Annotated in this window: 17 protein-coding genes; 16 read left to right on the plus strand and 1 reads right to left on the minus strand. The window is 40.5% G+C overall.

Annotated features, from left to right (window positions below):
* The 6 genes from BM146_RS18290 to BM146_RS18315 form a co-directional block, all read left to right on the plus strand.
* Positions 1 to 366: GNAT family N-acetyltransferase (locus BM146_RS18290; protein WP_074892048.1), on the plus strand; the 366-nt coding region annotated here is incomplete at its 5' end.
* Positions 367 to 402: 36 nt separating this feature from the next.
* Positions 403 to 975: an HD domain-containing protein gene (locus tag BM146_RS18295; protein WP_074892050.1), complete on the plus strand. Its 573-nt coding sequence runs from the start codon at positions 403 to 405 to the stop codon at positions 973 to 975.
* 156 nt (positions 976 to 1,131) lie between these two features.
* The gene (locus BM146_RS18300) at positions 1,132 to 1,464 is read left to right on the plus strand and encodes a hypothetical protein (RefSeq protein WP_074892052.1); all 333 of its coding nucleotides are present in this window, start codon (positions 1,132 to 1,134) and stop codon (positions 1,462 to 1,464) included.
* An 18-nt stretch (positions 1,465 to 1,482) separates the two neighbouring features.
* Entirely contained in the window at positions 1,483 to 2,085 is a 603-nt protein-coding gene (locus BM146_RS18305) for a class I SAM-dependent methyltransferase (protein WP_074892054.1), read from the plus strand.
* Between the two features lie 67 nt (positions 2,086 to 2,152).
* Positions 2,153 to 2,380, plus strand: coding sequence for a hypothetical protein (locus BM146_RS18310; RefSeq protein ID WP_022763541.1), 228 nt, complete (start codon positions 2,153 to 2,155; stop codon positions 2,378 to 2,380).
* Positions 2,381 to 2,394: 14 nt separating this feature from the next.
* Complete coding sequence (locus tag BM146_RS18315) at positions 2,395 to 2,592, plus strand: hypothetical protein (protein ID WP_022763540.1); 198 nt, start codon at positions 2,395 to 2,397, stop codon at positions 2,590 to 2,592.
* On the opposite strand, the gene BM146_RS18320 is transcribed toward BM146_RS18315, so the two are convergent.
* Positions 2,564 to 2,902 (minus strand): type 2 periplasmic-binding domain-containing protein, encoded by a 339-nt coding sequence (locus BM146_RS18320; protein ID WP_177201746.1) that lies wholly within the window; start codon positions 2,900 to 2,902, stop codon positions 2,564 to 2,566. The two genes, BM146_RS18315 and BM146_RS18320, sit on opposite strands and share 29 nt — an antisense overlap.
* Positions 2,903 to 3,020: 118 nt before the next feature.
* Here BM146_RS18320 and BM146_RS18325 point away from each other — a divergent pair, with 118 nt between their 5' ends.
* The 10 genes from BM146_RS18325 to BM146_RS18370 all read left to right on the plus strand — a co-directional run bounded on the left by BM146_RS18325 (position 3,021) and on the right by BM146_RS18370 (position 9,739).
* A complete protein-coding gene (locus BM146_RS18325) occupies positions 3,021 to 3,254 on the plus strand; it encodes a hypothetical protein (protein WP_074892056.1) in 234 nt (77 codons plus the stop codon).
* Between the two features lie 39 nt (positions 3,255 to 3,293).
* The gene (locus BM146_RS18330; protein ID WP_074892058.1) at positions 3,294 to 4,019 is read left to right on the plus strand and encodes a MerR family transcriptional regulator; all 726 of its coding nucleotides are present in this window, start codon (positions 3,294 to 3,296) and stop codon (positions 4,017 to 4,019) included.
* A gap of 213 nt (positions 4,020 to 4,232) precedes the next feature.
* Positions 4,233 to 4,676, plus strand: coding sequence for a MarR family winged helix-turn-helix transcriptional regulator (locus BM146_RS18335; protein WP_072700521.1), 444 nt, complete (start codon positions 4,233 to 4,235; stop codon positions 4,674 to 4,676).
* Positions 4,669 to 5,145, plus strand: coding sequence for a GNAT family N-acetyltransferase (locus tag BM146_RS18340; protein ID WP_242826789.1), 477 nt, complete (start codon positions 4,669 to 4,671; stop codon positions 5,143 to 5,145). Before BM146_RS18335 ends, BM146_RS18340 begins: the two co-directional genes overlap by 8 nt.
* 23 nt (positions 5,146 to 5,168) lie before the next feature.
* Positions 5,169 to 5,723 (plus strand): DUF5714 domain-containing protein, encoded by a 555-nt coding sequence (locus BM146_RS18345; protein WP_074892060.1) that lies wholly within the window; start codon positions 5,169 to 5,171, stop codon positions 5,721 to 5,723.
* A 92-nt stretch (positions 5,724 to 5,815) separates the two neighbouring features.
* Positions 5,816 to 7,018 carry an MFS transporter gene (locus tag BM146_RS18350; protein WP_026527378.1) on the plus strand — a complete coding sequence of 401 codons (1,203 nt, stop codon included), beginning with the start codon at positions 5,816 to 5,818 and terminating at the stop codon, positions 7,016 to 7,018.
* A gap of 130 nt (positions 7,019 to 7,148) precedes the next feature.
* Positions 7,149 to 8,147, plus strand: coding sequence for a serine hydrolase domain-containing protein (locus BM146_RS18355; protein ID WP_074892062.1), 999 nt, complete (start codon positions 7,149 to 7,151; stop codon positions 8,145 to 8,147).
* 34 nt (positions 8,148 to 8,181) lie between these two features.
* A complete protein-coding gene (locus tag BM146_RS18360) occupies positions 8,182 to 8,376 on the plus strand; it encodes a hypothetical protein (protein ID WP_074892064.1) in 195 nt (64 codons plus the stop codon).
* Between the two features lie 30 nt (positions 8,377 to 8,406).
* Positions 8,407 to 9,147, plus strand: coding sequence for a TraX family protein (locus tag BM146_RS18365; RefSeq protein WP_074892066.1), 741 nt, complete (start codon positions 8,407 to 8,409; stop codon positions 9,145 to 9,147).
* Positions 9,148 to 9,229: 82 nt separating this feature from the next.
* Positions 9,230 to 9,739, plus strand: a complete 510-nt coding sequence (locus tag BM146_RS18370) for an NUDIX hydrolase (RefSeq protein WP_074892068.1) — start codon at positions 9,230 to 9,232, stop codon at positions 9,737 to 9,739.
* The last annotated feature ends 326 nt before the right edge of the window (positions 9,740 to 10,065 follow it).

Genomic DNA, 10,065 nt, shown 5'->3' on the forward strand with positions numbered 1-10,065 from the left:
CAGGCTAAAATAGATGCAGAGCGTGAGCTTATGCTTGTTGCCTTTATTGATGGTAAGCATATCGGTAATTGCTCCCTTATGAGCATTGCACCATATAAGAGGTACAGCCACAGGTGTGATGTTGAAATTGCTCTATACAAAGAATTCTGTGGATGCGGTATAGGGAAAGCTATGCTTCAGACTGTACTTGATGTTGCGAAGAACATAGGCTATGAGCAGGCAGAGCTTGAAGTTATGGCAGAGAATAAGGATGCCATTGCTATGTATGAGAAGTTGGGATTTGAGAAGTTTGGTACATTCCCTGATAACATGAAATATGCTGGTGGCTCCTATATGGATGCATATTGGATGATGAAGAAACTGTGAGAAATGGCGGAAGGTGAGTAAGGAGGAGCAAAAAGTATGACTGCAAGGGAGTATTTAGAAATATTACATGTTGCGGAGAGGTTGAAGGATACTCCTCGCCATTGTACTACAACTAATAGACGTACAGAGAGCGTTGCAGAACATAGTTGGCGTATATCACTCATGGCATTTCTCTTAAGACATGAGTTTAAAGATCTTGATATCGATAAGGTGGTTGATATGTGTCTTATTCACGACCTTGGCGAATGCTTCACGGGAGATATTCCTACATTCATTAAGACTGACGCTGACAGGGAAGTTGAAGATTCTCTTCTAGATCAGTGGGTCAAGTCTCTTCCCAAGGAATTATCGGATGATATAGCGGTTCTGTATAAAGAAATGGATGCGCAAGAGACGAAAGAAGCTAAGCTGTACAAGTCGTTGGATAAGCTTGAGGCTTTGATCCAGCATAATGAGTCTCCAATCGATACCTGGTCTGAAAATGAGTATGAGCTTAATAAGACATATGCATTTGACACGGTTTCTTTTTCAGAGTGGCTCACAGATCTTAGAAAAGCAATTCTTGATGATACGTTAGAAAAAATAGAAACTGAAGGGCAGAAAGCATGAAGAGGCCACTATTAAATAAACTACAATAAAGGCAGTACAGCCTTATTAAATCGACTGCTATTTTAACAAGTTCAAGAAAAGTGGCAGAAGCAGAATAAAATGCAATAGTCAGTTATATCGGAAAAATGATGAGTATTTGACGGAGGAAGAAGATAGATGATGCTGGTAGTATTGGAAGGGATCACATTTGTTGCTCTTATGGCACCGCAGTTTCTTCTGGTACCTCTGATGGTCTATTTTGTGAATGGCACATCGGATTTTAAGACAGCTGCTATTCAGATGACAGTAATCTATCTGATCTCCGGACTGTTTGACAGACTGTTTATTGACTGGTACTGGGTAGGAAAAACAAAGGCATGGATCATCCCCGGTACAGAGGATATGATGCCGTACATTTACGGAAAAACACTAATTGGTAAGTGGGTATCTACAGTTATCGGATTTCCGATATTGGCAGTGCTCATTGCCTGGGTGGTTTCAAGATTTTAACTTCTAAGGAGCATTAATATGTTTTGGGACAAGGTTTCACCTTTATATGACATATTTGAAAACATTTATAACGGTAAGGTATATACTGATACCGGGAAAAAGGTTGCAGAGCTTATAGACCCTTCAGATGAAGTGCTGGAATGTGCCTGCGGAACCGGTGCAATCAGTATATATATTGCGCAGAAGTGCAAGAAGCTGATCGCAACAGACTTTGCACCGGGGATGCTTCGGAGGGCTGCCAAGAAATGCCGGAATTATCCGAATGTTGTGTTCAAGAAAGCTGATATTACAAATATCAAATGCAAAAATGATTGCTTTGACAAAGTGGTTGCAGGTAACGTGATCCATCTGTTGCCTAACCCGGAGAAGGCGCTTCGTGAATTGGAAAGGGTAGTTAAGCCGGGAGGTAGGATCATCATTCCGACTTATATCAATATGTCAAAGGGAACGGGAACAGCTGCGGTTAAGTTTATTACTTTGCTTGGAGCAGATTTCAAGAGACAGTTTAACCTAGATTCTTACAAGAAATTTTTTGAAGAGAAGGGATATACCGGAGTTCGGTACCATGTGGTTGACGGGCGTATGCCCTGTGCCATAGCTGTAATAACCAAGGCAAAGTGAATTATCTTTCAGTTAAAATTGATTAAAGGAGTGAATAGGCATCATTAGCCTAAGGAGGGCGGTGCTAATGGAAAGAAAATCAATTCTGATCAAGGATACAACAAGAGAAGAGAGGGAGCAGATTGTGAAAAACTCTCTCGATTGCGGTGGCGGCTGCGAGAATTGTTCATCTTGCTGGCTTGGCGGGGGAAGTCCCTGGGATATTTATCAGGACTATATTGATGGCAAAAAGGAAATCCGCGAGATAAACATGGAATACATGGAAAAATATCGCCAGGACAGGCAGATTCATTGAGAGGATATGTACTTATGTTAAATGCACCTGAGATAAAAGACTCTACAACTGAAGAGCGTAGAGCATATATAAAAGAGAGGTTTCCATGTATTGCAGATTGCGATATGTGCGGACTTTGTAAGGTGTTCCATGGAAAAGACGCTGAGACGGCATATACAGATTACATCAATGGTAACAGGTCTTTTATAGAAGTGTCGGCTGACTATAAGTGAGTTCTTTTAGTATTTCTATATAATTTGTGGTGAGTTGTGATGGGCGGATTGCAGCCGGGGTGATTGAACTCTTTTGGGCGAGAGGATTGTTTTTTCCAATGAACACATGAGGCTTTGCGGTAAATAGTGGTTCAAAGATCAGGCCATTGTCCCGCAGAGCCTTTTTAATTATTGTCTCGTTAAAACGGTTGAGATACAGAATGCCGATTTCGCTGCGCGAGTGAGCTACATCTTCAATTATGTCATAGGTCTGGGTTTCACGCATGTGAAACTCGTACTTGTCTTTTCCGTATTTCTTTAATAATTCCACGAAAGCTTCAATCGGAAGTTAAAACTCCGATGCAAGGAGAATCCGCAGATATAATGACTGCCAGTTGCCCATCCGATATAATGGGTGGCCAACCAAAAATATTATGGAGGTAATAGTCATGAACAAGTATGTTTCGCTGGATAAGCGAAGTAAGAAAGCACAGCGCGAGTATCACGCAAAGCAGAGACGCACCTGGAGTGAACTTAATCCAGTGACAAGGAGCGTACCAAGCGTAAAGACTTACAATCGAAAGAAGGAAAAGCAGAGGATCGGCAAAGAATTCAGAAATGGATTTGATGCCGATCTTTTTTTGCAGAATTATATATTTTTACTTGACTATGACGTTACGTAATAGTTTATGATGTAATCACACGTGAAGGAGATGATAGCCATGAAGACAGTAAATGAAGTGAGTAAGCTGACAGGAGTGAGTATACGCACGTTGCAGTATTACGATAAGATAGGACTCTTAAAACCGGCGGAGTATACCGAGTCCGGATATAGGCTGTATGACGATGCGGCGCTGGAGAGACTTCAGCAGATTTTACTGTTTCGTGAGCTTGAGTTTCCGCTTAAGGATATCAAGGATATCGTAACCAGATCTGATTTTGACAAGAGATTGGCACTTGACCAGCAGATAGAACTTCTAGAATTAAAGAAGGAACACATCGAAAATCTGATCAGTATGTGCCGTGGATTAAAACTGAGAGGAGTGAGACATTTGGATTTTACAGCATTTGATTCAAGCAAATTAGACGAATACGCTAAGCGTGCAAAAGAACGGTGGGGTAATACTCCAGAATATAAGGAATTTGTAGAGAAGGACCAAAAGCGTTCAAAGAGCGAGGAAGAAAGTATGATGGCCAATTTCATGAAAATCTTTGAAGAGTTTGGATGTATGAAGAATCAGGATCCTGCTTCTGCAGAAGTACAGAATCAGGTAAGAAAGCTACAGAGTTTTATTACCGAGCATTTTTATAAGTGTTCTAATGAAATTCTTTCCGGACTTGGTAAGATGTATGCCGGTGGCGGAGAATTCACCGAAAATATTGATAAGATGGGCGGAGAAGGAACTGCTGAATTTACTCACCGTGCGATACAGATCTACTGCGGATGATGCGGTTATGCACTGAAACAGATAAGGATATTTATTGACGAAACTGGCTCATGAACTGAACATTCCTGTATTCTGGAAAGTTATGGATTAATGAATATGCCCATGGAATTGCCACGTAGTTGTTTATAGCGGCTAGGTGGCTTTTTCATATCATAAAATAGTTGACAAATACAACTAATGATTATATCATTTAAATTCATAGGAGGGCATTCGATGGATAAGGTAAAACTATTTCGAGAAAGTACCAGAGAATTAGAACGTAATCTTGAGAAGCTAAACAGTTCTGATTGCTGTCAATGTAACGTCAATACATCTCAATGCTTTCTGGTTGTTGAGATAGGCAGAAAACCCGGAATATGTGTAAAGGAACTTGCTGAACTTCTTAAGATGGATAAAAGTGCTGTAAGCAGATCTGTAGAAGAACTTGTTCAAAAAGGATATGTTTTGCGAGAACCTTCAACAAGGGATCGCAGGTGCGTAGTGCTTAATCTGACTGATGAAGGAATGGCAAGATTCAATACAATAGAAAAAGATATGAATATGAAGTTTAAGAGAGTTTTTTCTATGATTCCAAAGGAAAAACAGAGTCAGGTTTTAGAGGCATTAAATATCTATAATGATGCGATAAAAAAATCGGAGGTGGAATGCTGTGATTAGAGAAATGAGAGATGAAGACTGGGGGACAGTAGCAGAGATTTACAAGCAGGGATTAGAAGAGGGAACATCAACTTTTAATACAGAGTGTCCTAGTTTTACTGAGTGGAATGAAGGCCACATAAAGAATTGCAGGTTTGTTTTTGAGGAAGAAGGAAAGGTTGTAGGCTGGATAGCGCTAAGTCCTTCTTCAAGTAGGTGTGCATATAAAGGCTGCGTTGAAATGAGTGTATATGTTGATAGAAACTATAGAGGTCATGGGATAGGAACAGCTTTGGTAAATACGATTATCCGAGAGGCTGAGCAATGTGGATATTGGAGCATATATTCTGCAATATTCTCAATTAATAAAGCAAGTATAGCTTTACACAAAAAATGTGGTTTCAGGGAAATTGGCTATAGGGAAAGAATAGCTAAGGATCGATTTGGAAAATGGCAGAACACAACTCTTATGGAGTACAGAGCTTCATAATTAGTTTATGGGAGAAACTACTTATGACTATTGAAGAAAAAGCAAACAGAATTATTGAAGATATACGTAATGAAAAAGGCGTAAATCCTATCAAGATGTTTAAGGCAATGGCAAAAAAAGAGTATATAAGCATACATGGGCCAGAGCATCATATATTAGATGGGGCATGTCTTTTAATGGCTTATCATAATGCTGGCGGTAAAATAGATATAGACTATGCCTTGGAGAAGCTTTTGAAAGAAGGACTTCGGATGCCGGGAGCAATGTGCGGACTGTGGGGAATATGCGGAGCGATAACATCTATAGGAGCAGCTCTTTCTATTATTGATGGTACAGGACCACTTTCTGAGGATGGCACATGGGGAGATCACATGGCATTTACATCAAGCGCCATAGGTGAACTTGGACAGATAAATGGCCCAAGATGTTGTAAAAGAGATGCTATGATTGCGTTCAAGCATGGAATAGAGTACGTAAGACAGCACTACGGGGTGCAGATCGAATATGAGAAGCAACACTGTGAGTTCTCATCGCAGAACCAGCAGTGTATTAAAGAAAGATGCCCGTTCTTTGGATAATGGAAAGCTTTTGGTTTCGTACAATTTAGAAATTATGGAACTTTGAATTTCAGGATAATGAAATAAGCAAATCGGGATTAGTGGAGTAGAACATGGATAAAAAAAGGGCTTTGTCTGGCGCCATAATATTTATAACCCTGATGGGAATCGTAAGTCTGTTTTCGGACATGACTCATGAAGGCGCCAGAAGCATATTGGGCGAATATCTGAACCTCGCAGGGGCATCCGCTGCAACCATCGGATTTGTGTCCGGTATAGGAGAATTGTGCGGGTATTCACTAAGGCTCATATCCGGATTTATAGCAGATAAAACGAAGAAATACTGGACATTTGTTATCACAGGCTATGTAATACAGGCTCTGGCGATTCCTGCACTGGCACTCGTACCTGAACATGGCTGGATTTGGGCCTGCGGTCTTGTGATCCTGGAGCGTATCGGAAAAGCGATAAAAAAGCCTGCCAAAAACACATTGGTAAGCTTTGCGGCAAGCGAGATCGGAACCGGAAAAGGCTTTGCCTATCAGGAGTTTCTGGATCAGCTTGGCGCGTTTCTCGGACCGGTACTGCTTTTTGTAACAGCTCTTGTAAAAGGTACAGATGACCTTTTTACAACGTATAGGATCTCTTTTGCGATACTGCTTGTTCCTGCAATGATCACCATAGCTCTTGTTTTGACAGCAAAGATAAGATACCCTGATCCGGAGATCTTTGAAAAGCAGGAAGATAAACCGGCAAGCTTTGAATTCAGGAAGTCATTTGTTCTGTTCATGGCGGCCATCTGCTTTTTTGCTTTTGGCTTTGCAGACTTCACCCTGATCACACTTCATTCGGCTAATACCGGAGCATTTAATGAATCCATGCTCAGCCTGCTATATGCTGGGGCAATGGCTGTGGATGCCTTTGCTGCACTATTCTTTGGCTGGCTTTATGATAAGGTCGGGCTGAAGGCTCTGATCATTTCCACACTATGCAGCACATTCTTCTCATGTTTTGTTTTTATGACTGGAAATGCCTGGTTGATCGGAGCTGGGATAATTCTGTGGGGGATTGGAATGGGTGCGCAGGAAAGTATTATGAAAGCAGCTGTCAGCGGAATCGTCCCGCGTTCCATGCGAAGCACCGGTTTCGGAATATTTGAGACAGGATTTGGTATTGCGTGGTTTCTGGGCAGTTGGCTTCTCGGTGCCCTGTATGATTTGAATCCTGTGTATCTTGTCACTGTGTCTGTGGTATCACAGTTTCTGGCGATTGCATTTTATGCTTTATGCCTCCGGTGCAATAAGACAGAGTGTTAACAATTCCAGTTTGTTGGAATGAGCATTATATCGGAATAAAATAGAATTAAAGATTTTTCTTGAAAACAATTTCTAATTCAATTAGCCTTTTATTAGGACGTCCAATCTATCCTAATAGGAGGCTTTTTTGATGAACAAAGAACAGCTTCACAAGTACATTGAAAACAGTACGGGCAATGAGTCAAATATCTGCCAGATCTATGCCATCAAAGACGGTTCTGCTGTCTATGATGATTGCTGGCATGGATTTAAGACTGAGGATGCGATGAATGTCAATTCCGTGACCAAAGGCGTCATGGGATTACTTGCCGGAATTGCTCTGGATAAGGGCTACATTAGGAATCTGGACCAGAAGGTGATGGATTTTTTCCCTGATTACAACGTTAAGCGCGGAGAGAAGACTATCTATGACGTTACCATCAGGCACCTTCTTACTATGACAGCTCCGTATAAGGGTAAGTCAGAACCCTGGAAAAAGGTGTGTACTTCACAGGACTTTACTCTTGCAATCCTTGATTATCTTGGAGGACGTAATGGAATAACAGGTGAGTTCAGGTATGCTACCCTTGGCATTCAGATTCTTGCAGGAATAATTGAGAGAGCTACGGGCGAAAAATGCATTGATTTTGCTAACAAAAATCTCTTTGAGCCACTGGGACTTCCGAAACGAATACCACACGGTGACAGTTCCAAAGAGGATCAGTTTGATTTCTTTATGAGCAAGAATCCAAGGAAATATGAGTGGTACTCTGACCCTCAGGGCTGTGTTACCGCAGGCTGGGGACTGTGCATGTCGGCAAAAGATATGGCGGTTATCGGCGCGATGGTGCTGGGCGGCGGAATGCACGGCGATAAAAGGCTCATCTCCGAAGAATATCTGAAGGACATGCTGGCGCCTCACATTAAGCTTGGCGAGCGCTTTGGCTTCATGAATTATGGCTACTTATGGTACAAGCCCTACGATGATAAAGAGGTATATGCAGCAATTGGCGACAGCGGAAATATCATCTATGTAAACAAAGAGAAAAACGTATCTGTGGGAATTACTGGTACATTTAAGGTAAGGATCTTTGATCGTGTGGAATTCATAGAGAAAAAAGTCTTGCCAGCTCTTGAATGCACGATATAGTTTTTTATTTCAGAATAATGCGATAAGGATATTTATGAAATTAAGAAAACTTGAAATAGATAATGATTTTGAATCAATGAAAAACTGGGTTACGGACGAGAGAACGCACGCTATGAGGTGTTATGAAAAAGCCGGATTTGTAGTGAGAAAACTTACACCTGACGCATTTGCCTATAAAGATGAAACCTGGGGTAGATGCAATATGGAAGAAATGAAGCTGACTATTTAATTCCGGTATAATGCAAAGGGGGAGAGCGCATTGAATGCATTAAAGACGAAAGGCTTAAATTCAAATCAAATAAAGCTTATAGCCATTCTTGCAATGACAATTGATCATATGACGTGGCTTTTGTATCCTGGATGTCAGAAAATATGGTGGGTAATGTTGCTACACGTAATAGGAAGGCTGACTGCTCCTATAATGTGGTTCTTCATTGCAGAGGGATTTCATTATACCCGAGATGTCAAAAAATATATTGGCAGGCTATTTACTTTTGCGGTGATTTCTCATTTTGCATATAACTTCGCAGGTGGGATACCGTATATTCCAAACGGCTTTTTTAATATGACAAGTGTAATGTGGTCTCTTGCGTGGTCTGTGGTTTTGATGGTTATATTTACAACGGATCAGTTGTCGCAGTGGGGAAAAATCTTTTTTATCCTTATAATCTGCCTTATTACATTTCCATCGGATTGGTCAACCGTGGCGGCTATGTGTCCGGTATGCTTGTACATAAATCGTGGCGATTTCAAGAAACAATCGCTTACGATGCTCATATGGACAACAATTTATGCAGTCGTATATTTTATCTTTATGGACAAAGCGTACGGAATCCTTCAGATGTGTACGCTGTTATCATTACCGATTTTGAAACAGTATAACGGTGAGAGGGGAAAATGGAAAGGCATGAAATGGTTTTTTTATCTCTACTATCCGGCGCATTTGTTTGCAATTGGAATCATCAGAGTGCTCATTGGAAACGGAAGTATTCTCCCTTAGACTGTCGACAAATTCAAGTTTGTTGATTGGATTATGTTCCAGGTTAATGGTCTATGCACAAGTCTGATTTTGAGGAACTAAAATGAAGAAAATTCTTGTTATGGATGAGAAAAACTATCTTCCGGATATGAAAGAGATATTACGAGAGGCAGTAAGGGGCATTATTTTTATTAATGGCAAACTGTTGATGATAGAGAATTGTTTCGGAGAAGTGAAACTCCCCGGTGGAGGAATCGAAAAGGGTGAAAATGAGTATCAAGCCTTGATGCGAGAGGTAAAAGAAGAAACCGGATATGATGTGATCTATGATTCAATCAGACCTTTCGGAGAAATAGAAGAAAAGCGATTGTCTACTCATGAGCCTATGATTTGGCATCAGATCAGTAGGTTGTATTTTTGTGACGTAGCACCGACCAAGAGCCGGTGCAATTACACAGAAAACGAAAAAAAGTATGGATTTCGACAGGTGTTCTATTCTTTAGAAGAAGCTATTTCTAAGAATGAAAAGATGTTGGAGAAAGAAGGAAGACAAGCATGGAATCATAGAGAGTACAGAACACTTTTACTGATACGTGACTTTGAAAAAAGATAATTTCTAAAAAATGCGATTGTTCTTATATATCCGAAGATATTGGAGGACAGTATGTCTGAAAGACCAACACTAACATTGGGATTAAAGAGACAAGATTTTCTTGAATATTATGAATGATAAGAAATTCCTTAAGCAGATTGGGAAGTAAGAGTTATAGAGAGACTTTTCATGATTATAATTCGTGATAGTCTCTTTTTTCTTGTTCCCTAATATAGTATCATCAAAGAAACATAGATGTGATGCGCATTCTTGGAAGATTAATGACTGGAGGACTAAATGACTAGAATATACTTCGTTAGGCACGCAGAACCAGACAAAACTGTGGA

It is taken from the genome of Butyrivibrio proteoclasticus (assembly GCF_900115735.1).
In the GTDB taxonomy this organism is placed as follows: Bacteria; Bacillota; Clostridia; order Lachnospirales; family Lachnospiraceae; genus Butyrivibrio; species Butyrivibrio proteoclasticus_B.

Excerpts from the sequence above, each read along its gene's own strand:
- BM146_RS18295 (WP_074892050.1), top strand. The coding sequence starts at position 403 with ATGACTGCAAGGGAGTATTTAGAAATATTACATGTTGCGGAGAGGTTG.
- BM146_RS18300 (WP_074892052.1), top strand. The coding sequence starts at position 1,132 with ATGATGCTGGTAGTATTGGAAGGGATCACATTTGTTGCTCTTATGGCA.
- BM146_RS18305 (WP_074892054.1), top strand. The coding sequence starts at position 1,483 with ATGTTTTGGGACAAGGTTTCACCTTTATATGACATATTTGAAAACATT.
- BM146_RS18310 (WP_022763541.1), top strand. The coding sequence starts at position 2,153 with ATGGAAAGAAAATCAATTCTGATCAAGGATACAACAAGAGAAGAGAGG.
- BM146_RS18315 (WP_022763540.1), top strand. The coding sequence starts at position 2,395 with ATGTTAAATGCACCTGAGATAAAAGACTCTACAACTGAAGAGCGTAGA.
- BM146_RS18325 (WP_074892056.1), top strand. The coding sequence starts at position 3,021 with ATGAACAAGTATGTTTCGCTGGATAAGCGAAGTAAGAAAGCACAGCGC.
- BM146_RS18330 (WP_074892058.1), top strand. The coding sequence starts at position 3,294 with ATGAAGACAGTAAATGAAGTGAGTAAGCTGACAGGAGTGAGTATACGC.
- BM146_RS18335 (WP_072700521.1), top strand. The coding sequence starts at position 4,233 with ATGGATAAGGTAAAACTATTTCGAGAAAGTACCAGAGAATTAGAACGT.
- BM146_RS18345 (WP_074892060.1), top strand. The coding sequence starts at position 5,169 with ATGACTATTGAAGAAAAAGCAAACAGAATTATTGAAGATATACGTAAT.
- BM146_RS18350 (WP_026527378.1), top strand. The coding sequence starts at position 5,816 with ATGGATAAAAAAAGGGCTTTGTCTGGCGCCATAATATTTATAACCCTG.
- BM146_RS18355 (WP_074892062.1), top strand. The coding sequence starts at position 7,149 with ATGAACAAAGAACAGCTTCACAAGTACATTGAAAACAGTACGGGCAAT.
- BM146_RS18360 (WP_074892064.1), top strand. The coding sequence starts at position 8,182 with ATGAAATTAAGAAAACTTGAAATAGATAATGATTTTGAATCAATGAAA.
- BM146_RS18370 (WP_074892068.1), top strand. The coding sequence starts at position 9,230 with ATGAAGAAAATTCTTGTTATGGATGAGAAAAACTATCTTCCGGATATG.